Genomic DNA, 25,181 nt, shown 5'->3' with positions numbered 1-25,181 from the left:
TGTCTGGTGGCTGTCAGTCGTCGGTCAGGCCGTAGTCGGGGTTCGGCGCGAACTGCTCCGCCGTTTCGTCCCCCATCGGCTCGAAGTCCTCGTCGGCGTCGTCGTCCGGCGGCTCCACCCTGCCGTAGACGATCCACTGGCTCTCCGGGGGCACGTCCGCCTCCCCGCCGTCCAGGGCCCCCTGCTGCAGGGGGTGGTCCGGGGGGATGATCCGGACCGGCCGCCAGCGCAGTCCGGCGCCGAGCAGGATCTCGTTCTCGGCCGGGCTGTGCGAGACCTCCCGGAGGAACGCCCCCGGTGTCCGGTCGGGCAGCATCAGGTACAGCCGGATGAGGCGTTGGCCGAAGGCCCCGTGCAGCCGGCTGCCCGCCGAGACCGAGACGTACGTGGGCTCGGTGACGACCTGCCCGACCTCCAGGACGCCCGGGTGCATCCCGGGTCCGACGTACGGCGCTCCCCTGCTCACCACGAGGTCCCCCGTCACCGGGCTCTGCTCGATGGAGCTGTCCAGGTTCCCGATGACCTCCCGCACCGGGCCCGGGGGCAGGGCGGTGTGGTCCCGGCCCGCCATGGTCAGCTGCCACCGGATCTGCTTGATCTCGTAGTACGAGAACTGCTCGGCGACCTCGCCGTCCCCGGTCTCGCTCGGGGCGGTGTAGAACTCCAGCGCCCCGCGTTCCTCGTCGCTCAGCCCGCGGACGAGCTCCGCCATGGGTTCGAGCCCCTGCCGGTCGTAGTAGGCGTCGCGGCCGAGCCTCTGCTGGTCGGTCCCGAAGAGCTCCAGCTGCGCGAGGCGCTCCCGGAACGCCCGCGGCATCGCGTCGAACTCGGCCGTGCTCATGGTCCAGCCCCCGTCGCGCCAGAACAGGTCGGCGGCCTGGGTTCCGTCGATGCCCGCCAGGGCCCAGCCGGACGGGTCGGCCCAGACCTCCGGGTCGTGCTCCGGGAGCTGGTGGTGCCAGCCTCCGGGCGGCGCCGCGCTGTTGTCGGAGTCGGACCCCACCGAGGAGTCGTCGCCGTTCACGATGTTCAGCCCGCCCAGGCCGTTCAGGACGCTTTCGATGTCGTCGGCCGTGTGGTCGCCGACGTGCCCGCCCGGGTTCCCGTCCGCTTCCGCGGCGGGCTCCGTCAAGCCCATCGCCGCGGTCTGCTCCGGGGTCCGGTGGTCCGGCCGGTAGGCCTCGTTCGGGACGAACTCGACCGCTTCCGTGTACCGGCCGCTCTCGTGGTCCAGTTCGGTGCCGCGCACCAGTTCGACGCCGACGATGTACCGGCCGTCGATGCCCCCGGGGAACGCGACCTCCTGTTCCTCCTCCGAGAGGCCCGGACGGTTCAGGGTCTCCCGGACGTCGATGCCTCCCGGTGCGTCGATCACGTAGCGGTGCCAGGTCCCCCAGTCGACGTGCTGGGCCGTGCGGGAGCGTGTCGTGCTCACCAGGGCCGACGCCTCGTTGCTCCCCACGTAGTCCTGGAGGTCGGGGTAGCGGTCCTCCTGCCTCGGCCGCATTCCGCCCTCGAAGACCTCGGGGTAGTCGACCATGTCGGAGCGGCTCCGCTCCCACCGGTACAGGTGGCCGGAGTCGTACCGCCACATCAGGGGCACGGACTGGGCTTCCCGCAGCGCGTCCAGGTCGACGTACCGGCTCGTCGCGACCGGGATCGGGGGCTCCTGCGCGGCGGCGTGCGGGACGTCGTCCCTCGGCACCAGCGGGACCTCGGGCACGCCGAACTCGGTGTCCAGGTAGGCGTTCCGCTCGTCGAGGGCGACGTCCAGCGGGCGCAGGTCGGGCCCGTGGTGGTGGTCCTCCGGCGCGCGGTACCGCTCGACCAGCCGGCCCTCGCCGTCGTAGGTGTCCACCCGGCCGTCGGCGAGGTAGCGGGTCTCCCCGCCGCCCGGGAAGCGGTGGATCTCCGTCCCGTCCGGGTGGCGGTGGATCTGCGTCCCGTCGGTGAGGTAGTGGACCTCGCGGTCCGCCAGGTAGTGGACCTCCCGGTCCTGGATGAAGTGGATCTCCCGGTCCGCGAAGCGCTGGATCTCCGTTCCGTCGGTGAGGTGGTGGACCTCGCGGTCCGCCAGGTAGTGGACCTCCCGGTCCGGGAAGAAGTGGACCTCCTCCCCGGTGGCGTAGCGGTGGATCTCCACACCGTTCTCGTGGCGGACCTCGGGGCCGGACCGCGAGGAGCCCTCGCCGTTGCCCGTGTTGTCCAGCGCGTGTTCCATCGGCGCCGGCCGTTCGGGCCGGCCGGCCGCCGGGTCGCGCGGCGGCGGCGTCCCGCCCGGGGCGGCGCCGGCCGGGTCCGGGTGGAAGGTCCGGAACAGCCCGGTCGACCCGTCCGGGCCCGGCTTGACGTAGACGCTCACGGTCGACGGACCGTCGGGGCCGCCCGGCCTGCCGCTGACGCCGGTGCGGCCGGTCGGCGCGTGGACCGGCAGTCCGGTCTGCTGGGCGACGGCCTGGGCCTGCTCGGCGGACTCGCAGCTGAGCAGCGTGATCGAGGCCGGCCCGCGGCTCGCGCCGCCGTCCGCGTCGGCGTTCCGGTTCGCGTCGGCGTTCACGTCCAGATGCGCGTCGGCCGCCTTCAGCGCGAGGTCGGCGAGCCGGCGCTTGAGCAGGGCGCCGACCTCGGTGCCGGTGACCCCGTGGGCCTTGGTGCCGTCGGTCAGCGGGAGGTCGAATCCCTCCGGACGGCCGTGCGCGGCGAAGAAGTAGGTGTGCTTCCCGTCCCACGGCACCTGCTGCGGCACTCCGGTCGCGAAGCCTTCGGCGGAGCGCGGCACGAAGCTCGTGACCTCGCTCAGCTCGGGGTACAGCGTCGACCGCTTCGCCCAGTCGGCCTCGTCGAAGAGCGCCTGCCCGGTCTCCCGGCCGGTGGCGTCGGTGATGGCGTGGGTGAGCAGCAGCTCGTCGGGGACGGTCCGTCCGTCCGCCAGGCGCACACCGCCGGAGGCCGGCCCGGTCTCCTCGGTGACGTCCGTGGCGGGCCCGTCGCCGGCGCGCCGGGGCGGCGGCACGGCGGCCGTGTTGTCCGTCTCCTCGGACGCCGACTCCCGGGCCCTGAGGCGGACGTACGTGACGCCGTCCTCCGTCCGGGTCAGCGTGCGCTCGGTGACCCGCATCCGGGCCCCGGGCAGGAAGAGGACCTCTTCCTCCTCCATGTGCGAGGAGAACGGCGCGATGTCGCGGCCGTTGAGGCCGGTCGCCTCCAGCTCCAGCAGGACCCGGTACTCGTCCTGGCCGTCGTACTTCTTCATGAAGCCCAACGAGGTGCTCTCGTTGGTGCTGAAGCTCGCGAACGTCCGGTGCAGGATGACATCGCCGCCGTACTCGGGCCCGGCGGGCCGGCCGGTCGGCCGCATCGGGTCCTCCAGGGTGCCGTCGCCGCGGAACAGCGTCCCCCTCGCCGCGGGCAGCAGCCGCAGCGCGTCCGCCAGCAGGTGGCTGTGCAGCTGCATCTCCCGCTGGATGCCCGCCAGTTGCTCGGCGGTCAGGGAGTCGGCGAGACTCCACGGTTCGGTCCTCGCCCGCATGCCCTCGTGCAGCTCGGGGATCCCGGTGATCGAGCCGGGCAGCGCGGTGCCCGGGTCCCGGTAGTGCTTGGCGATCAGCGCCGCGATCTTCCCGCGGAGCGCGGGGACGGCGTCGGGGCCCGGGTTCTTGAGCAGCACGTTGATCAGCGAGTAGGCCGGGCCGGTGTAGGTGTACAGCGCCACGAAGTGCGCGGGGCCCAGCAGGTCGGTCACGTCCGTCGCCCTCGCGACGCCGTTGCGGGCCATCCACTGCAGGTACGGGGGCGCCCCGAGTCCCTCGTCCGGGTTGGTCTCGGTCAGCGACTCCCAGCGCCGCCGCGTCTCCTCCAGGACCGTGTCGTTCACCTCCTTCGAGGTGAGGGCCCACTCCAGGTAGGTGCGCTCGTGCGGCAGTCCGGCCGTCAGCTCCGCCGGTGCCGGGTGGTCGAAGGCCGGCCTGACCGGCCCGTCCCAGCCCTCCACCGGAGGGCGCAGCTCCGCCGGCGGGACCCCGGGCACGTTCCGGTACAGCTCGGCGCCGTCGGCGTAGCGGTGGCCGGGGAAGGCACCGGCGAGCCGCATGCCCGCCACCACCTCGTGCAGCGAGTGCTCCCCGCCCGTCAGCAGCCAGCCGTACAGCGCCCGGGCGAACAGGTCGTGGTCGCCCTGCCCGAGGAGCCGGTACGCCTGCATGGCCTCGGCCGCGACCCGGGAGGCCGCGCCGTCCGCCGTCCTGATCCCCAGCTCCCGCAGGTCCGTCTGCCGGACGGCGTCGGCCCGCAGGGCCTCGGAATCGTCGAGCCGGAACCGCTCGTCGCGGGCCAGCCGGTGGAACTCCCGCATCACCTCGTGCAGGCTCCCGCCGGTGACGAGGTGGGCGGTGCCCTCCGCCCCGGTGGCCTCGGCGATCCGGCGCAGCGCCGCACGGGCCCGGTCGATCACCCGGGGGTCGCCCGCCGTCCACGCTCCGAGCTCCCGGTCGAAGGCCTCCGCGTGGTGCCGGTACCGCGGCTCGTCGAAGACCGTGTGCCGTACGACCGCTGCCGTGGGCGGTGGCTGGGCACCGGGGAGCACGGCGGGCGGGGTGCCGTCGCCGGGGTGGAGCTGCTGGTCGAGCGGCGTGCCGGTGTCGAGCGGCGTGCCGACGCCGAACTTCACCGCTCCGTCGATCCCGCCGTGGACGTCGCCCCGGTCGGCCTCCGGGTACGCCGCCCTGCCGTCGTCGTTCAGGTAGGCACCGAGGTCCACGGTCCCGTCCTGGGCGATGCGCTGCCAGTTGCCGCCGCGGACGATCACCGGACGGCCGTGCGCGTCCATCCCGACGCCGGAGGTGACCACCAGGTGGCCCCGGCCGTCGCCCGCCGCGCCGGCCGCGGGAGCCGGCGGGACGAACCAGACCTGGCCGTCGGCGGCGTAGGCGACGGCCTTGGGCAGCCGGGCCCACACGTGCTCCATGACCTCGCGCACGTACTCGCGGTCCGGCCGGACGTTGAGGTCGCAGGCGACGAAGCGCACCGGCTTCTCGCCGTCCCAGCCGTCCTCCTCGTAGAGCTTGAGCAGCCCGCCCGCGACGTCCGCCGGGGCGACCATGACATGGCCCATCACGGGCACGCCGTCGGCGGTGTGCATGGCCAGGGTGAGGTAGTCGTTCGCGTGCGGGAGGTTCGGGAAGACCGACTCGGTGAGCGTCCGCCAGTCGGCGTGCCGGTCGCCGACCCAGTACAGCGCCTGGGACTCCAGCACGGTGAGCTCGGGGGCGGGTTCGTACCCGGGGTCGCGCCAGCGCTGCTCGACCTCGGTGACGGCCACCGCGCGGCCGGGGCGCTTGAGCTTGTCGACCACGTCGACCAGGGTCCTCAGGTCACCCGCGTCGACCTCACCGCCGCCGTCGCCCTTCAGCGTCCGGACGTGGTCGACCAGATCCGCCCTGGTCACCTGCTGGTCGGCCGGCAGGTGCCGGGCCTCGCGGACGAGGTCGGCGGTGCGGCGCAGCCTGGTGAGGTGCGCCAGGGTGATCCGCTCGGTGCCCTGCTGCAGTTCCTGGGCGAGCTTGGCGGTGCGCCAGGCGTTCATGCTCGCCTCGCGGCGGGCCGCCTCCCCCGCGACCAGGTCGGTGACCCGGCCGGCGAGCGGGCGCCCGTGGTCCGCTCCGATGTACTCGGCCAGTGGCCACAGGTCGTCGTGGGTGCGCAGCTCGGGGACGTTGGCGAGCTTGGCCAGGGCCTCGTGCAGCCGCTGGTCCGCGTCGCTCGCCTTCGGGAACGGCGAGGGCGTGGTCCGCTCGGTGGCCTCGATCTGCACGTACGGCTCCCGCAGCGGGGATTGGAGGAGTTGCCGCCCGCCGAGGTCGAAGGTGCTGCCGGGCCGGATCAGGACCTCGGCCTCGCCCTGCTTGTCCGAGAACGGCTGGATGTCGAAGGCGCTGCCGCCGCCGCGCACGGAGAAGTGCAGCAGGGCGCGGTAGGTGAGCGGGAGTTCCGTGCGGGTCTGCATGAACATCATCGCCGTCTGGCGGTCCATGCTGGTGCTCACGAAGTCGGGGTTGCTGAAGGTCTCTCCCCCGTAGGAGGGCGACAGCCGCCTGCCGACCGGTCCCGGCACGCCCAGGACCCGGTCGCCGCGCCAGAGCTCGCCGGAGTACGGGGGGAGCTTGGCGAGCGACTCGGAGATCAGTTCCGCGTGGGCGATCAGCTCCCGCTCGATCTGCGGGAGCCGCTCCTTCACGGCGCTCTTCAGGGCCTTCCAGTCGTCGGCGGTGCGGTTGCGGGGCAGCTTGGTGAGCAGTGGTGCGAGCACCTGGTCGTGCTTGAGGATCGACGGCAGGCGGGCCGGGTCCGGTGCGCGCAGCAGCCCCGAGATCTGGACCTCCAGGGCCCGCTGCCGGGTGAGCGGACCGAACCTCAGGGCCACGTTGATCAGCGCGTAGGCGGGGCCGGTGTAGACGGCCAGCGCGTCGAAGTGCGCGGGGGTCAGCCGGTCGAGCACCTCCCGCGCGCTCAGCGGGTTGCGGCCCAGCCACTCGGCCACGACCTGCGAGGCCCGGGTCGGGTCGTTCGCGGCCAGCGTGAACCCGTCGCGGTTGCGCTGCGCGTTCTCCACCACGTCGTCCCGCCAGCCGCCGTCGGCGCGCGGCTTGTGGAGCAGGTCGTGGTAGGCCGCCTCGTGGGGCAGCATGCCGTCCTCGCCCAGCAGCGCGCGCACCTGCTGCTGCGGGATGCCCGGGATGTGCTGGTACAGCGTCGAGACGTCGTCCAGCGCGTTCGGCGGGAGCGGGGGCAGTTCGTCCAGCAGCTGCGCGCCCTTGAGGATCTCGTACAGCGAGTGGTCGCCCAGCGGCAGCATCCAGCCGATCAGGGCCAGCAGCATGTCCTGCGGTGCGCTGTCCACGACCTTGAGCAGGCGGAAGGCGTTCAGCATCTTCGCCGTGGTGGCCGAGATGCCGGTGCTGAGCGGCATGCCCTTGTCGCGGTGGGCCTCGCCGTACCAGGCGGACTTCTCGTTGAGCATGTAGTGCGCCCGGCCGGGCTTCCACGTCAGCGCCTCCCCGTCGCCGACGCCCTGCTGGTACGCCAGTTCCCGGGGGCTCAGCGGCATGCCGCGGTCCTGGAGGCCCTGCGCCGTCAGGTCGTTCGGCGGCACCGGCTCACGGGCCTGGCGGGCCTTCAGGCTGGCCAGGTACTCGGTACCGGCCTTGAGCGGTTCCGCGCCCTGCTTGATGACGGTGCCGGTGCTGAAGTGGTCCTTGGCGAACATGGTGTTGAGGCCGGGCAGGATCTCCAGCACGGAGCGGGTCCCGCTGCGGAGGAAGTCCTGCTGGGCCGCCAGCTCGCGCGGGTCCAGCCCCATCGTCTCGGCCGTCGCCGTGGGGTCGGGGGACTCCAGCATCCGCTGGAGCACCTGCTTGAGGCCGAACGGGGAGTCCTTGACGTAGGCCGCGTTGTAGAACGCGGTCAGCAGTTCCCGGGTGTTGCCGGTCCGCATCATGGTACGGAACTCCGCCAGGCCGAGCTGCTCGCCGACCTGCCCGGCGGAGCCCTCGTCCGGCTTCCTGTCGGTGTTGAGGAAGACCTGGTAGAGCTCCCCCTCCGGGGTCTCGGGGTGGGCGGCCCGCAGGGCGTCGTAGAGCCGCTGGACGGCGTTGCGGGCCGCGGCCTGCGCCTGGGGGTGCGCGAAGGCGTAGGCACCCAGCCGCGCCTCGAACTCCTCGGCGCGCCGCCGGTGTTCCGGGGTCGCGTGGAGCGCCTGCTTGGGGACGCCGAGTGGCTGGAGGTCCCGCTGGTCGACGACCGGGTGCTGCGCCGTGGCCTCGGCGAGCGGCTGCGGGTCGTGCAGCTGCGGGCCGTGGACCTCGACGACCTCCACGACCGGCCCGTGGTCCGGCGGCGGGGCGTGGACACCCGCCCCGTCGTCGACGGTCGGGGTGTGCGCCCCGGCGCCCTCCACGGGCAGCCTCAGGTGGAGCCACTGCCCGCCCGCCTCCAGCCGGGGCCGGCCCGAGGCGTCCCAGCCGACCCGCGAGCCGACCACCAGGTGGGTGCGGCCCTGGTCCTGGACCACCCAGAGCTTGCCGTTCGCGACGTACGCCTCCAGCTCCACCCCGGGAAGCCGCTCGCGCAGGGACCCCAGCACCTGGGTGACGTACTCCTGGGCGTCGCAGGCGACGAACCGCAGCGGGCGGCCGTCCCACTCGCCGGTGGCGTGGAGCTCCGCCAGCGACTGGGCCAGGTCGTCCGGGTGCAGGGGCCAGCCGTTCCAGCCCGGCGCTCCGTTCTCCGTGACGGCGTGGTAGGCGATGGTGAAGTAGCGCGCGTCCTCCTCGATCGACCGTACGCTCCGCTCCAGGTTCTCCTGCGTGGCGCGGTCGGCGAGCGGGTCCCGCAGGACGCGGACGCCCCCCTCGTGGTGCGGTGTCAGGGCGCGTGCCACCTGGATCCCGACCGGGCGCTGCGGCAGCGCCTCGCCGTCCGGGCGGGCGGGCGTGAACTGCGTCCAGTGGTCCGCGGGCGAGACCCCGGCCGTGGTGTCGGCGTGCGGGATCTCCAGCTCGACCGGCATCAGCCCGGACAGCGACCGCTCGTTTCCGGGGTCCTGGCCGGCCGGGTCGCCGCCCTTGTGGAGGGTCAGTTCGAGCTGAACGTAGCCCGTGTAGCGGGCCATCGGGGTGTTCGCCTTGGCGTTGGCCACGTTCCGGCCGCCGGCCTCGGTGACGGTGCCCAGCCGCTGCCGGTAGGCGCCGCCGACCAGCAGCGAGCCGGTGCCCTCGACCAGGGGGCCGAGGTCGCCCTGGACGCCGACCTGGCCCCGGAGGTTCCACTGCCGGCCGGCCAGCTGCGTGCTCCGGTTGCCGCCGCCCGACTCGTTCGCCGGGCTCAGCGCGGCCCTGGCGCTGTCCCCGTGGTACTCCAGCTGGACGAGGGAGGCCTTGACCGCCACCTGGACGTCGTCGACGAACCAGCGCCGGCTCACGGACGGGGTGCCGATCGCCCGCTGCGGGCCGACCGCCCCGCCTGCGCCCTGGTGGGCTCCGGCCGCCGGGGTCAGCAGGGCGGAGAGCTGGGCGTGGCTCAGCCCGGCGGAGACCACGGGCTCCAGCCGCTTCCAGGGTCCCTCGCCGAAGAAGCGCGGGCCCTCGGTCCGCAGGAGGCTCCGCAGGCCCGCGGTGTCGCCGACCCATCGCAGCACGTCGCCGGGGCGCAGGCCGGAGGTGAAGACCTCGGCGGGCGGCACCCGCAGCTCCTGCGGCAGGACGGGCCCGCGGCGCCGTCCCGGAACGGTGGCGGCCGGAGTGGAGCGGTTGGTCTCGGTCAGCACGTCGGCGTGGACGACGGTCTCCGCGACCGTACGGCGTAGCCGCCACTGCGGGACGACGGCGTTGCCGGCCTCGCCAAGGCGGTGGACGACCCCGGACATCCCGGACCGAGGGGTGCCGGTGACGGGGACCACCGGCCGGGTCTCCAGGGACAGCGGTACGGCGGGACGCCGCTCCATCACCACGGAGAGCCGGATCGCGGCCCGGTGCGCCTCGGCCGCGAGCTTGGTCTTGACGGCCGTTCCGGTCACGACGACGTCCCGGCGGTAGTCCAGCGCGTCCTGCCGCCGGGTGTGGGCGACGCCGCCGCCGACCACGGCGGACACGCCGGTGCCCACGGTCCCCAGCACGGTGAGCCCGAGCGAGTCGGCCTTCCCGCTGCCCGAGTTGGTGCCGGCCTCGGAGCTGGTGAAGGCGGTCTGGGTGCTGGAGCCGATGTTGAACTCGACCTGGGGCGCGTCGCCCGACTTGGTCACCCGGTCCACCGAGGCGGTGATCCGCACCGTGCTGCGGCCGTGCGTCAGGACGATCTCGTGGCCCGACGTCATGGGCTTCAGCAGCGGGTGCAGCTTGTCGAAGTCGAGGGCGTCGAGGAGCTTGGCCCTCATCCCCTCCCAGTCCCGGCCGAGCACCGCCCGGCCCTTCGGCTGCAGCTCGGCGACCACCGTGGCGACCGCCTCGGGACCGGTGTGCACCGTTCCGTCCGCGCCCTCCAGGTGGACCCGGGTGACGATGTCCGATGAGCCGAGCCGCTTGTCCGGGAGCTGCAGGGCCGGCGGGTTGTGGCCCGCCGGGGGCAGCACCACGTCGCGGTGCGGCGCGGCCACCAGGACCGGCGCCGACGCGGTCGTCCCCGCGAGCGACCGCTGGAACCGCTCCGGCACGAACCGGACGGTGAACACGGCGTCCCCGTCGAACAGTTCGGCCGTCTCCACGCTCTTGCCGCGGCTTCCGGTGCCGCCGGTGCGCTCGATGGTCAGGCCCCGCACGCTGTCCCTGGTGCGGGCGTAGTCGCCGGTGACGGTCACGTGCGGGACGGTGCCCTTGAGCGCGGCCCCGGCCCGCCAGCGGTTCAGGCGGTCCCAGCTGTAGCCGACCACGGTGCGCTGCTGGCTCCCGAGCTCGAACTCGAAGCCGTCCACCGTCCGCCGGTGCCGCAGGGCCAGCGGGGCGACGGTGACCTCCACCGTCCCCTTCCAGCTCCCGGTGTCCACCGCCACGCCGAGCCTGCCGCCCCGGCTGAGCCGGGACAGCGAGGCGGTCAGGCCGGCCCCGTCCAGCTGGGCCGCCAGCCGGACGGACGCCTGGGCCGACACCGGGCCGACCGTGCCGAGGAGCCGCTGGACCTCGTCCAGCACGGACGGGCCGCGCCGGCCGACGCCGAGCACCACGTCGGAGTGGCCGAGCCTGTCCGGGACCCGCAGGTGCGCGGGGGCCTGCCCGGTGTGCTCCGGCTGGGGCAGCGCCACGTCGGGCCGCGGCGCCGCCCCGTCGAACGGGTTGCCGATGACCCGGCTGTTCCGTGCCTGGGGGCGGGTGTGCGCCTGCTCCATGCTCAGCGAGGCCTCCAGCACGACGTGTTCGCCGTGCGGCTTGCCGTTCAGCGTCAGCCGGAGCTCGAACCGGGCGTCGTACAGCACCTGCGCGCTGCGGTACTTGCCGCTCGCGTAGCTCTTGGCCGAGGTCCCGCCCCGCCAGCCGTCCCGGTCGCGCACCTCGCGGGTGACCGTGGCGGTGCCCTGGAGCGTGTCCGTGAACGGCTTGCCGCTCTCGTCCAGCACGTTCTCGCGGGTGTGCACCGGCCCCTTGCCGAAGCCCTGGGCCGAGACGTTCCAGGTGTCGGAGTCGAGGAGCCGCTTCGACTCGAAGGTCGTGCTCTCCCGGACCGGGTTGAGGTCCGCCGACGACTGCTCCCGCCGGTACGTCAACGCGGTGACGTGCGCCGTGACGCCGAGGCCGAGCTTGCTCAGCGGGCCGAGCGCGACCGCGGGGCTGCGCAGCGGAACGTCCTGCGTCATGCCGACCAGGTGGGCGCCGACGGCCGACTGCGAGAACGCCCGCAGGACGTCCTCCCTGACCCCGGCCCAGGCCTTCGCCCCCAGGTGGGCGCCCCCGAGCTCGTCCAGCCGGGCGTGCAGCGGTGCGACGCTGCGCACGTCGCGGACGACCGTGGTCTCGGGCAGCCCGGTGTAGGCGGCCGAGCCGTGCCAGATCCCGGAAGGCGGGTGCGGGATCAGGGCGCCGGGCGGCAGCGCCGCGTGGTCCGGGTGCGGGGCGGGCTCCACCTGGCCCGGGGTGACCGGGCTGGTCTCCGACCGGTCGACGACCACCCGGAAGCCGAGCCCGGCGTCGACCGAGCGGGCCTGGACACGCTGCACCCTGCCGAAGGCCCCGAACTCGACCTCGATCCGCGCCTCGCCCTCGAACACCACCCCCGCCGTCTTCACCTTGGTGCCCAGCGACAGTTCGTCGCCGCCGCCGTTCAGCACGACCTTCTCCCGGCCGGTCCTGACGCCGGCGCCCAGGCCTCCGCCGCCGCTCTTGGCCGATCCGGTCGCGCTGCCCACCAGCGGGAACTGCCATCCCGAGTCGGTGGTGTCCTGCTCCGTGTGCGAGCGGGACGTCCCGGTGGCGATGTTGAACTCGGTGGGCGGCAGCTCCGCCGTCGGTTCGATCGTGTGGATCCGGGCGTTCTTCAGGGTGATGACGGCCTTGGGGCCGAGGAGGCCGTCCACCTCGATCGTCCTGGTCTCGCCCGACATCAGCGCCTTGAGGTCCTGGTGCAGCGTGCCCAGGTCGACCTGCTCCAGCAGCCTGGCCTTCAGCGCGGGCCAGGTGCTGCCGAAGTGCTCCCTCGCCTGCGCCTCGAAGCCCGCGACGAACTCGGTCATGCCCTTGGCGGCGGTCCTGGGCGCGTTCAGGTCGACGAGCGGGATGCCCTCGGCCTCCTCGGTCGCCTCCGGCCCGCGCCGCAGCGCCCACACGTCCGTCACGATGTGCGAGCCGGACAGCCTGCCCCCGCCCGGCCCGGCCCCGGGCGGGGGCAGCAGCGGAAGGACGGCCGGCTGCGGAGCGCCGGTCTCCCGGAGCGGAACCGCGACCTGGGCCTGCACGTCGACCGGGGGGACCGGCTCCGAGGACACCTCCCTGAACACGCCGACCGTGCGCCGGCCGAGGTCGAGGAACTCCGCCTTCAGGCGGAAGACGGTGTCGAACAGGGCGGCGGTCTCCGACGTCTTGCCACGGGCCACCATCCGGCTCGCCTGGGCGTCGGCCGTCCCGTGCTGCCAGCCGTGCTGGTAGCCGACGGTCTCGGTCAGGTCGGCCGGCTTGCCGAACTTGAACTTCGCCTGGGCGCCGACGTTCAGCTGGAGCAGGCGGTCGCCGGTCACACCGACCGAGGTCTGCCGCTCCGACCCGTACTCGAACTCGAAGTCGTCGGCCGCCCTGACGAAGGTGCTGCCGCCCAGGTCGGCCCCGACCCGGACGGTACCGGTCCAGGTGCCCACCGAGAAGGGCACGTCCCAGACCTCGCCCCGGGACAGTGCCGTGAGCTTGGCCTGGAGGGTCTCCGCGCCGAACAGGGTCTCGGCGAGCGTCCTGGCCGCCGCGTCCTCTCCGTGCAGCACCTGGGCGAACCGGTTCGTGAAGTGCTCCAGGAGCTGGGTGCGGGTGCTGCCGAGCCCGATCAGCACGTCCGAGGCCGCCAGGCCGTGCTCGTCGATCCGGGGCGGACGGGCGGGCAGGACCGGGCCGAGGACGGTGTGCTGCGTCCCGTTCGCCTCGGTGACGACGTCGCCCGGCTGCAGGACGGGGCCGTCGTCCTCGTGCTGTCCTTCGGTCCGCGTCGTGGAGTCGATGAACTCCCGGAAGCCGTCGAGCACTTCATCCTCGCTCGGCCGCACGACCGACCGGCTCTCCCCCTCCACCGATTCCATGAACGCCCGGAGCCTGCCGAACACCTCCTCCTCGCCCGGCCGCACGACCGACCGGCTCTCCCCCTCGACCGATTCCATGAACGCCCGGAGCCTGCCGAGCACTTCGTCCTCGCTCGGCCGCACGACCGACCGGCTCTCCCGCTCGGTCGACTCCATGAACTCCCGGAAGCCGGTGAACAGCTGCTCCTCGGCCTCGGCCCGGCTCACCTGGTTGGCCGGCTCCGGGTGGTCCGCCCGCGGGTCGGCCCCGAAGAGGTGCTCCAGCAGCGGCACCAGCTCGGGCACGTTCTCCCGCACCCACTCGGCGCCGTTGTTGCGCGCCAGCCCCGTCAGCGGGTCGCTGCCGTGGTTGTGGCCGAAGTACGCCGTCACCAGCTGCGCGAAGAACTCGTGCTCGTTGCGCGCCGAGTAGTTCCCGACCCGGTTGCCGCCCCCGTCCGTGAGCCCGCCGTCCGGCCACGCCGAGACGGACTCCTCACCGAACAGCTCCGCCAGCGCGTCGGAGACGCTCCGGTCCGCGAACGCCTGCCCCACCAGCTCCCGCTGCGCCTCGGTCAGGCCGAACTCGTGGATCGCGTGCGCCAGTTCGTGCGCCGACGTGGAGTACCCCTCCGTGTACGTCCGGTGCGGTCCCACCGGCGTCCGGGTGCCCAGCAGGTTCTCCTCCGTGATCAGCACCAGCCCGTGACTGCTCGCCCCCCGGACCAGCGACCAGTCACGCCCGTCCCCCGCGCCGTGCCCGGACGCCGCGAAGCCCGGGACCTCCGTCATCGGGACGTCGCGCGGCACCACCACGACGCGCACCCCCGAGGCCACCAGCCGATCCGCGACCTCCTTGTTCGCCAGCATCCGCACGACCAGGTCCTCGGCCGTCCGCCGCGCCGCCACCGGCTGGTGCGCCCTCGGATCGACCTCGACCAGCAGCCTGGCGGCCGCCTGCACGAAGTCCTCCGGCCCCAACTCCTCGCGCAGGCCCGTCAGGTACGCCTCGTCCGCCGCGAGTTCCCGCCGGTCCTCCGACGACAGGTGGTCCAGCGCCTGCACCCACTCGTGCAGCGGCCCGGGCACCGGCATCTCCCCGCCGCCCAGCCCCACCGGCGGCCGGCCCACCACGGCCTGTCCGTCCTGCCCGGTCGAGGCGGGCGCCGGGAACGTCGGCGACGTCGGCGACGTCGGCTGCGGCCCCGTGCCCGTCGGCGACGGCGGCTGCGACACCGGGCCCGGCGGCGGAGTGGGGGCCGGTCCGGTGAGCCGCAACTCCGACGGCAGTTCCGTGGCGACCTGGTCGACGGGAACCCCCGAGTAACCGGCCGGCACCTCGAAGACCGCGGGCACCATCTGCACGCTGGTGCCGTTCTGTCCCGCATCGGCCTTGACCATCATCCACGTACCGCCCGTGGCGACCACCGGGAAGCCCTGGGAGTCGTAGCCGGTCGAGGACGAGGCGACGAAGGTCCGGCCACCCCCGGCAGGCACGGGATCGCCGATGTGGCGACCGGGGAACGGCACGAACCAGAGGTCCTCCTTGGGGGCCCGAAGGGTGACGTGCACGTCCCGCATGGAGAGGTACACGTGGAGTGTGGCCAGGTACACGCCGCCCTGCGTCGCACCGAGGCGGGGGACGGCGAGCTCGATCTCCCCCGTCCCGCTCCAGTACCCGTGCTTCTTGAGGTCCGCGATCAGACGGGCCATCTCCCAGGAGGTGACCTGGTGCCCGTCGACCGTCGGGAAACCGTCCGCATCGGCGCGGCCCACGATCTCGAACGACATGGCCGAGCTCTCGACGTACCCGAACTCCGGCAGCACCGTGCCGTCCAGCACCCAGCCGTGGAACCCTCCCGAGGTATCCGCGAGCGGCCGGCCCTGCTGGACCCAGGCGTCGCCCGGCAGTCGGTGGACGACCGGACCGGACACCGGCGGCAGGGTCGGCGGCAGCTGAGCGCCCGGTCCCGCCTGCTGCCCCGCGGCGGCGTTCCCGTCCCCCGTCGGCGATCCGTGCGCGGTGCTCCCGTCGTCCCCCACCAGGTCGTCCAGCTCGATGATCTTTCCCTCGGACTCCTGCCCCGGCTCGTGCACCGGTTGGTCGTCGGCCGGGTCCGGATCGAGGTGCGTCTCCCAGGAGGTGACCTCGGTGCTGAGCCCGACGGTGTGCGGTGCCGGGCCCACGAGCGGCGTTCCTTCGCCGTTGCTCACCCTGAACTCGGTGTTCTCGTCCGCGAAGTACGGCCCGAGCTTCTCCGACCGGCTCCCGTGCTCCAGCCAGACCCAGTTCCCGGGGCCGACGTGCACCTGCTCTCCGACGAGGGACAGGCCGACCTTCTCGGCGACGAGGAGGTGCGTGGTGCCGAGCGGCGAGGCGGCGATCCAGACCTTCCCCGCCGCCGCGAGTGCGTGGATCCTCCGGTCCATCCGCCACAGGTGGTTCAGCATCTGGTCGGCGTACGACCGGTGGGCGTCCGACGCCAGGTCGGTGGCCAGCAGGCGCAGCGGCCTGCGGACGTCCCAGCTGCCGTCCTCCACCAGCTTGAACAGGGCGTGCGCGGCCTCGGCCGGGGTGAGGACGGTGCCGTGCAGTGCGGGGCGCCCGCCGACGGTGTCCAGCACCACGGTGAGGAAGTCGTCCCGGAACTGCAGCGTCGTCAGGAGCGGCACCAGGGCGTCGTGGTCCGCGGGCCGGTCCCCCAGCAGGTACAGGCCCGGTTCGCCCGGGACCACCGGCTCGGTGTCGGCCCGCCCGACGGCCTCCCAGGCCGTCCGCAGGTCGGCCAGGGCCGAGGCGTGGTCGGTGTACTCCACGTCCTGTGCGACCGCCAGGAGCCGGCGCAGGTCGTGGTCGCCCGTTCCGGTCCTGCCGGTCACCTGTCCGGTGAACCGCTGCAGGTCGTCCTGGGTGATCCGGTGGTCCGGGGACAGACCGAGTTCGGTGCGGGCCAGGGTGGCGACCAGGGAGACACCCGTGAGCTCGGCGAGGGTGTGCCCGACGGCCTCGTGCAGGGTGGCGGTGATCCGCGCTGAGTCCCACAGGTGCTCGGTCGCCCGGCGGACCAGGACCTCGTCCGGAGCGTCCGCCTGGGCCCGGTGCGCGTCCGGCAGCCCGACGTGGGCGCCCGCGGCCTTGGCCAGCTGCCAGAGGTCCCGGTGGAACCGCGCCTCGGACGTGTTCGCCAGGCCGGCCAGCTGGGACCTGAGCTTCTCGTGGAGCCGCTGGGGCCACTGCGGCGACCCGTCCTGCCACTCGAACGGCCGCGCGGATCCGGTCTCCATGTAGTCGATCCGCTCGTACGGTCCGGTGCTCGCGCTGCCGGTGCCGCTGCCCGTGACCGTGAGGACCGCACCGGGCTTCATCAGGATCTCCCGCTCCCCGTCCCGGAAGCGGGAGAAGGGCGTGATGTCGACACCGCTGTCGCCCGCCAGGCGGATCCGGGCCAGGACCCGGTGGGCCAGTCCGTACTGGGCGAGCTTCTCGTCGGGCGCCAGGAATTCCTGGGCCGTCTCCTCCAGCCGGCTGGTGCTGAGCAGCCCCGCACTGCTCTGCTTGTCGCCGGGCCTGGCCGCCGTGAACACGCTCTCCGGGCCGTCCAGGCGGCCCAGCCCCCACTCTCCCCGGTACACGACCCCGGTCACCGCCGGGAGCCGGTCCAACGCCTCGATGATCATCTCGGCGTGGATCCGCAGCTCCTTCTCGATCTCGGGCAACAGTTCCCTGGCCATCCGGGAGAGTTCCGCGGTGTGCTCGGGCGTCCGGTGCTTCGGCCCGGGAGTGGCGATGAGCCCGCCGAGCTCCGGGTGCTCCAGGAGCATCGATGGCACCGCGTCGACCTTCCCGGCCAGCAGGGCGTCGATCTGCTTGGCCAGCGCGGTGTGCAGCAACGGTCCGTCGTACTTCAACAGCGCGTTGACCAGCGGGTAGGCCTTGCCGGTGTAGATGTTGAGCGCCTCGACGTGGGCCACGCTCAGCCGCGCGCCGAGTTGCTCCCGCGTCAGCCCGTTGTCCGTCAGCCACTCCCGCTCGTACGGGTACGGCACCTGCCCCGGCTCGACCATCCGCTGCCACACCCGGCGCGCGGATTCCAGGCCCTCCTCCTTGAAACCGCCGTTGCGGCGGGAGCGGCTCGCCAGGGCGTGGTACACCGACTCGTGCGGGAGCATCCCGAGTTCCCGGCGCAGAGTGCTCTCGGGCAGGCCCGGAACGTGCCGGTACATCGCGGCGGCCTCGGTCAACAGGTGCGACGGTACCGGCGGGAGCTCCCCGGCGAGTTCGGCGCCCTTGAGGATCTCGTAGAGCGAGTGGTCGCCCAGCGGCAGCATCCAGCCGACCAGCGCGAGCAGCATGTCCTCCACCGGAACGTCCGGGACCTTGAGCGCGCGGAACGCGCCGAGCATCTTCGCCGTCGTCGCCGAGACGCCGGTGCTGAGCTGCATTCCCTTGGTGTTCCGCGTCTCGCCGTACCACGAGGAGGCCGTGTTGACGTCGTGCTTGAAGTTGCCGGGCTCCCACTGGAGGGTCCGGGAGGATTCGGCGCCCTGGAACGTCGTCTCCCGGGGGCTCAGCGGCATCCGGAGCTCGATGAGCTTGCGGTCCAGCTCGGGTGGGTTCGTCTCGGTCCGCGGCGTGCGGGCGTCGGAGCTGGCCCGGTACTCCCGCTGGAGTGCCATCGGGGCCCGGTGCGCGACCGCACCGGTGGCGAAGTAGTCCTTGTCGAAGTAGCCGGCCCCGCCGGTCAGCGCGTGCGAGACCTTCCGGGTGGTGCTGTTGAGGTAGTCCAGCTGCTGCGGTACCCGGGTGGTGTCCAGTCCCAGCTCGCGCAGCCGGGCGGCCGGATTCCCGTGCTCGGTCAGGCCGGTCAGCACCTGCTTGAGACCGTACGAGCCGGGCGCCTGCGTGCCGTCGTGGGCGTAGGCGGCGTTGAAGAAGGCCGTCATCAGCTCGCGGAGGTTGCCGTTCGCCAGCAGCTCGTGGAACTCGTCCCGGGTGAGGTGCTCGCCGACCTGCCCGGCCGAGGTCAGGTCCTTGCTCAGGAACACCCGGTAGACCTGCTCGCCGGTCGGGTCGCCGTGCGCCGCCTTCAGCACCTCGTACAGCCGGTACGCACTTCCCCGGGCTGCTTGCAGCGCCCGTTCGTCCCGGTAGGCGAGCAGGCCGACGGACCTCTCGAAGTTCTGCGCGACGGTCTCGTACTCCGGCGCGTTGTACAGGTGCTTGCGGCCTGCGCCGAACTCGTGCGCCTGCGGGTCCGGCGCGACGATCCGGTGCTCGGGCGTGGCGGTCAGCGGTGCGGACCCGCCGTCCTGGTGGGCCGGCAGTTCGGTGGCCACCACCTGGACGTGCTCGGCCGGGACGTGCTCGGCCGGGGCGTGCTCCGCCGGGGTGTGCTCGGCCGGGGCGGTGAGCCGGACCCAGTGGCCGCCCGGCTCGACGCGCGGGAGCCCGGCGCTGTCGAAGCCGACGTCGCGGGTGACGACCAGCCGGCGCGAACCGTCGCCCGCGACGCGGTCGGGCACCAGCCACAGGGTGCCGCCCGGGGCGTCCACCTCGACCTTCAGCGCCGGTCGCTGCTCGCGCAGCGCGGCGACGAAACGGGCCGCGTACGAGTCCGCGCCGCCGCGGCCGACGTCGCAGCCGGCCAGGCGCAGCGGCCGGCCGTCCCACACACCCCGGGCGTACAGGTCGAGCGCGGTCCTGGCCAACTCGCGGGGCGGGACGGGCTTTCCGTCGACATGCGGCGCGCCGTCCGTTCCCTTGCCGTGGAAGACCAGGGTGAAGTGGGACGGGTCGGAGGGGAAGTGGGCGAGCGCCTCGTCGGTGGCGCGCGGGTCGGAGCCGCGGTCGGCCAGCCAGTGCACGCCGGGGCGGATCTCGGTCGTGGCCGGCGGGCGCTCGTGGAGGGCGCCCGGGGCGCCCAGCGCCGAGGCGACGACCGCCGTCAGGTCGTCCCCACCGGGCAGGTCGGCGGTGTCCCGGGCCCGGACGGCACCTCCGCCGTCGGCCCCCCGGTCGTCGGCCCCTCGGTCGTCGGCGCCGCCGTGGTCGCCGCCGGTGGTCCGGATCAGGGCCCCCGCGGTTCCCGCGTCCGGGGAGCGGTCGCCGCCCTCCTCGGGATGGGCTTCCGTCCGGCGGCCGAAGACGTCCTCGTGTGCGCGCTGGTGGGCCTTCCATCCGGCCGCGTCGAAGTGGGCGAGCGTCCACAGTTCGCGGTAGTGGGCGATGAAGTCGTCGCCGTACTCGCGCTTGAGGTGGTCGGTCAGGGCCTCGTTGAGGTCGTGGCGCGCCGCGAGCCCGTCGAAGCCCTTGGCGGCCTCGCGCAGGGCGGGGGCGGCCTCCTTCTCGAAGGCGGCGTGCTCGGCCAGTTCCCCGGTGAGCTCGCGGCGGCTCTCCTCCCAGTGCTCCTGGCGGCCGGCGAGGTCCTCGTGGGAACGGAAGGACTCGTCGAAGGCGCGGGCGATCCGGTCGCCGTGGCCCTCCGCCAGGCGCTCGGCGGCGTGCGTGGACAGGCCGTGCTCGCGGGCGACGGCCTGGGCCTCCGCGGTGGCCTGCCGGCGGACGGCGAGGCGGGCGGCCTGGTGGGTGAGCCGGTCGTGCAGGGCGGCGGAGTCGGTGAGCCGGTCGAGGGCGCCGCGGAGCGCGGCCGGCTCGCCGACGCGTTCGGCGGCGGCCCGGTCCGCTTCCTCGGCGAGTTCGCGGAGCACCGTGTCCCTGGCCCGCAGCACGTCGGACTCGCCGGCGCCGAACTTCTCGGCGAACTCCTTGCGCGCGGCGTCCTCGGCCCAGGATTCGGCCGCCTTCTCCGTCTCCGCGACGGCCCGGCGGATCGCCGCCTCGCGGACCGCCTGGACGGCGAACTCGTGCGGCAGCGACCGGTCGTGCCCGGCCAGGGACCGGGTGAACAGCTCCACGGCCTCGTCGCGGTCCCGGCGCTTGCCGGTCGCCGCGTCGAGCGGGCCGGCCGCCTTCTCGAAGTCGGCGGCGAGGCGGTCGCGCAGCCGGTCCCGGACCGCCTGCATGCTGCTCGACGACAGGTCGGGGCGTTCCGTCACCCCGGCGGCGTCGAGCAGTTCCCGGTCGGCCGGGGAGAGCCGCTCGTACCAGTCGTGGGCGGCCCGCTCGACCCGGTCCTTGGCGAGAGCCAGGGCGTTCGCCCGGTCGGTGTGCAGGGCGAGTTCGTCGCGCGCGTGCTCGGTGAGCCGCTGGAGGGCGTTCCCCGCCCGGGTGTTGGCCTCGGTGGTGAGGCTGTCCGCGTCGGCGTAGATCCGGGCGACCTCCGCCTCTGCCCGCGCCTTGAAGTCCTGCCGGACGAGGTCCACGACGGGAGCGGGGGTGCGGTCGGGGGTGTGGGCGACGCCGGTGTCGCCGTCGGTGATCCGCGGGGCGTTCCAGGCGGCCGCCGCCCGGTCGAAGTGCTGCACCGCCACCCGGACGGCCGCCTCGCGGACGGAGGCGACCCGCACCAGGCCGTCGAGGTCGCCGAGGATCCGCTCGCGCTCCCCCGGCCGGGCGGCCAGCTCCTCGTACATCATCGCCCGGGCGCGCTCGTGGACCGCTCCGCGCAGGTTCGCCGGCGCATCCTCCGGGAACCGGCCGGGGGCGTCGAGGGCCTCGTTCAGCAGCCGCTCGGCCTCGTCCTCGCGCCGGTGGCCGCTGCCGTCCGGGTCGGCCCGCAGCTCCTCGGCCGCATCGGTGAGCTTGGCCTCGTACTGGTCCTGGAGGTCCCGCTGGGTCCGGCGCCACTGCTCCGCCCGCTCGCCGTCCGCCTCGGCGCGGATGTGCTCGGGGGCGTCGGTGTAGTGGTAGGAGTCCGGTTCGGTGCCGAAGCGCACGGCGGTGTCCATGGGGCGCAGGTCGCCCTCGGACTGGTGCTGGTACTCCGTCGGCTTCGTCGACGCGGTCGTGGTGACGATCGGCTGGTCGCCGTCGGGCGACTTGGCGTACGTGTGCCATTCGCCGCCGCCGACGACCGCCGGGCGGCCCAGCGAGTCGAAGCCGACCTTGTCCGCGACGATCACGTGGCCGGTGCCGGAGGCCGTCTTCATGGTCGTACCGTCGAACCCGGGCGCCACCCAGACCGGCCCGTTCGCCGCGACGGCCTTCAGGTCGGCGAGCTTCGGGTGCGACCAGACCTCGGCCATCACCTGCCTGATGTAGTTCGGGTGCGCGCTGTCGAGGTTGCAGGAGACGAACTCGATCGTGCGGCGACCGCCCGACAGGTGTCCGAGGCTGTCCAGGCCCACGATCACGGCGGCCAGGTCCTTGGCCGATACGGGCACGCCGCTCCCGTCGGTGTGGATCGCGACGGTGTAGCGGTCGTTCCGGACGGGCAGCAGCGACAGCACGTCCGGCAGGTCGGCGCCCGGCTTGCCCGCGACCCACCCGGGCTGCCGCCCCTCGCCCTCGGGCAGGAAGTTGCCGCGGTCCCACGGGACGTCGCCGTCGCCGCCCGTGCGGAGGTAGTCCAGGCGCTCGTGGACGACCGGCTCGGGCTTCGGCTGTGCGTCGGGCTTCGGCTGCAGGTCGGGCTGCGGCTCCGGCCGGGGCCTCGACGGCCCGTCGGACCCGTCGGACCTGTCGGATCCCTTGGGCTCCTTGGGGTCCTTGGGATCGTTGGGGTCCTTGGGATCCTTGGGGTCGTGCGAGTCCTTCGGCTTCGGGTCGAGGTCCTGCCGCTCGCGGGTGCCCTGGTTCCCGCCGTCGTCCTGCTGCCGGGGCGGTGCGGCCGGCTGCTCCACCGGAATCGGTGCCTCGGCCGACGACTCCGTCCTGGACCGCGTCACGGGCGGGGCGGACCCCTCCGAGGTCTGCTCCGCGGTCCGCTGCTCCGCGGCCGTCTGCTCCGCGGTCTTCTGCTCCGCTTCGTGCCTCGGTGCCTGCTCCGGCGTCTCCTTCGGGCCCCCCGTCGTGTTGGCCGGCTTCGGCGCCTCCGGCCTCTCGTTGTTCGAGGAGGACTTGGGCGCCTCGGACGACGTCCTCGTCGAGCCGTCCCCGCCGGTCGTCCTCGGACTGCCCGCCGGGGGCTTCGCCGACTTGTCCCCGGCCGGGGCCGCGGAGCCGTCGGAGTCCGTCCTCAGGTTCTCCGGCCGCGAGGCGTCCAGCGGGCCGGTCCCGGGCAGCTTGCCGCCGATTCCCTCGGGGCCGACGCCCACCGCCCCCGCCCCCTCCGGGCGGGAGACCCACAGGGAGGTCGGGTGGCCCATCAGGGTGGACACCACGGCCAGCGGGAAGCGCGCGTAGTTGGGGAGGTTGATGTCCTCCATCCGCAGGCGCAGCGGGCCGCCGGCGATGTGTCCGAGGTGGCCGAGCGCGCCCATGGCGACGCCGCCGTAGAAGCTCTCGACGCTGACGGTGAACTTGTGGTTCTCGCCGAAGGCCAGGTTGTACGCGCCCTCGGTGACGATGTTCTGGACGCCGCCCTTGAGGTAGTTGCCGACGCCCTCGCCGAACCGGTACAGGAACTGCCCGGCGGTCTGCGGGTGCAGGCCGTCCATCAGGCTCACCGCACGCCCCGCGAGGTCCTGGGTGGCCTGGATGGTGTCCCGCAGGTGCTGCTGCTCCGCCTGGAGGAACTTCAGGTCCCTCATCCCGCTGTCCAGCGCGCCGCCGCCGAGCTGCTTCAGCTCGTTCTGCATGTGGCCGATCTGCTTGGTGATGCCCTGCAGTTCGGCCCTGAGCGTGCCCGACTCCATCCTTCCGCTGGCCGCGACGAGCGTCGACACCAGCTTGTTGACGGTTCCCAGGTCGATGGCGTAGCGGGCGCCCTGGCTGGCGAGCCGCGAGGCGATCAACCGGCCCGCGGCGTTGGAGAGTTCCTTGTCGATGCCGAGCTCGAGGAGCTGCCGCTCGAAGGTCTCCCCCATCTTCTGGGTGAGCTTCTCGACCTTGCTGAGGTGCTCGGCGACGTTCTCGATCCCCTTCTCGCCTGCCTCCTTGCCGAACTTCTCCCCGACCTTGTCCGCGAGCTCCTTGAGGGCGTTGTCCTGGACCTTCTTCTCGGTGTTCTTCGCGACCTCCTTGGCGGTGTTCTTCGCGGCTTCCTTGGCGGTCTTCTTCGCGAGGTCCTTGGCGACGTTCTTCTCGGCCTGCTCGATGGCGGTCTTGAGCGTGAGGCTGCCCTCCTTCCGCATCAGGTTGAGGGCCTCCTTCAACGTGCCGGTCGGGAGGTTCTTCAGCAGGCCCTTGAACTCGGAGCCGGCCAGCGCCTTGAGGTCGGCCTGCAGCCCCTTGCTGACGCCGCGCCCGAAGATCCGCCCGAAGGCCTTGCCGAGGCCGAAGGTGAACAGCTCCAGCGGACCGGTGAGCAGGCCGTTGATCGCGCCCATCTCGATCGACTGGATGAAGGATTCCTTCTCCCACTTGTCCTTGTGGCCCTGGCCGATCTGGATGCCCTGGATGATCCCGTCCATCAGCATGGCGGTGGTGATGGAGAGGAACTCGTGCAGCAGGAGCTGCTTGAACAGCCAGATGAAGACCTGCTTGATCACCGCGCCCGCGGTCTCGTAGGCGACGAAGATCCCCGCGAGCGAGCCGCCGAAGGTGATCGGCGACATGGCGATCGCCCAGGCGATCTGGGCCACCAGCTGGATGAGCTGGGCGATGATCATCCACTTGGCGTACTCGACCTGGTTGGCCACCTTGTGAGCGAAGTCGCCGAGCTGCTTGGCCATCTCGCCCGCCGCCGAGACGTAGTCCGGGCCGTCGGTCTCGCCGATCAACTGGCGCATCTGCTCCATGAAGGCGTCGGCCGCCGCGCCCTCGAAGCTCTCGCCGCAGAGCTTGACCAGCTCGACCAGGTAGCCGCGGAGCTCGGGGACCTTCTCGTGGATGGCCAGGTAGTCGTCGCCCGCCGCGCGCAGGTGGTCCTCGTTCGCCTCCGGCCACTTCATGCCGGTCACGATGCCGAAGAACTTCGCCAGGCCCGGCGGCAGCATGATCGACACGGTGGTGCACTCCTGGCAGTGGACGAGCGGGGAGGGGGGTGCCCGGCGGCGGAGGACCGACGGACCGGTGGGGCCCGCCGGGGCACGGCGGGCCGGAGGCCTCGTCAGGCGTTCTTGGCGTCCTGGTCGGCGTCGTTGAGGATGTTGGAGGTGTTCGTCCCGCCCCTCCCGGCGCTCTCGACCGTTTTCCGCACCTTCTTGAACAGCGCCGTGATCGACGTGGTGGGCTCGTCGACGTTGTCGTGGTACGTCGTGCCGATCTCGTCGTGGCCGGCCGAGTTCTTGTTGTACTCGTTGATCTCCCCGGTCTTGACCTCGAACTCATGGAAGAGGTCGGACAGTTCGGGGTACTTGGAGAACTTGTCGGTCAGGTCCGACAGCGCGGTCAGCCTCGGCTTAGCCACGGAACTCCTCCTGCCGGTCGCGCTTGCGCCGCTCCTCGGCCGCCGCCGCGTCGGCGAACCCGGGCCGCATCTGCCGCAGCGGGGCGAAGAGGTCGTCCAGTTCGGTGCCGCCGGTCATCGAGGCCGCCAGGCTCTCGCCGAGGCCGCTGAACCCGCTCATCGTCTCGGCCACCCGGTCGCCCATGTCGGCCCGCGCGGTGTTCAGCACGTCGATGAGGGCCTTGGACAGCTCGCCCGGGGCCATCGAACGGTAGGCGGTGGTGTGGAAGGTCAGCGACACCACCTGTCCCTGCGCTCCGACCACGGCGGTGACCAGCCGGTCCTTGGAGGTCACCGAGGCGGTCGCCGTCTCCAGCTCCTTGGCCGCCGCGGCCATCCTGGCCTGCTGTTCCCCCAGCGCGGCCATCGCCTGCTCGATCTGTGCGGTGAACGGGAACTCCACGCCCGCACCTCCCTCTCTTCCCGAGGGTGCGTCCCGGGCCCGGAGGTGTCGGGCCCGGGACGCCCCCGGGCGAGGGGGGGGTAAGGGGGGTTGAACGCGGGCGCCCCCCCCCCCCCGGGTGAACCGGCCCGGGCCGCCCCCAACTCGGGCCCGG

3 protein-coding genes are annotated in these 25,181 nt (G+C 73.2%); all 3 read right to left on the bottom strand.

All coding sequences use genetic code 11. The annotated features are described in order from the left end of the window. Positions 1-13: 13 nt before the first annotated feature. The 3 genes from ACWGJO_RS06510 to ACWGJO_RS06500 all read right to left on the bottom strand — a co-directional run bounded on the left by ACWGJO_RS06510 (position 14) and on the right by ACWGJO_RS06500 (position 25,027). Complete coding sequence (locus ACWGJO_RS06510) at positions 14-24,172, bottom strand: ADP-ribosyltransferase (RefSeq protein ID WP_452182506.1); 24,159 nt, start codon at positions 24,170-24,172, stop codon at positions 14-16. A 113-nt stretch (positions 24,173-24,285) separates the two neighbouring features. Continuing rightward, on the bottom strand, positions 24,286-24,585 hold the full coding sequence (locus tag ACWGJO_RS06505) for a hypothetical protein (protein WP_452182457.1): 300 nt from the start codon (positions 24,583-24,585) through the stop codon (positions 24,286-24,288). Then, entirely contained in the window at positions 24,578-25,027 is a 450-nt protein-coding gene (locus ACWGJO_RS06500) for a YbaB/EbfC family nucleoid-associated protein (RefSeq protein WP_452182456.1), read from the bottom strand. Before ACWGJO_RS06500 ends, ACWGJO_RS06505 begins: the two co-directional genes overlap by 8 nt. Between the last annotated feature and the right edge of the window lie 154 nt (positions 25,028-25,181).

Source organism: Kitasatospora sp. NPDC054795 (genome assembly GCF_053611565.1).
The sequence above is the reverse complement of the archived record's forward strand: the minus strand, read 5'-3'. Positions and strand labels throughout refer to the sequence as shown.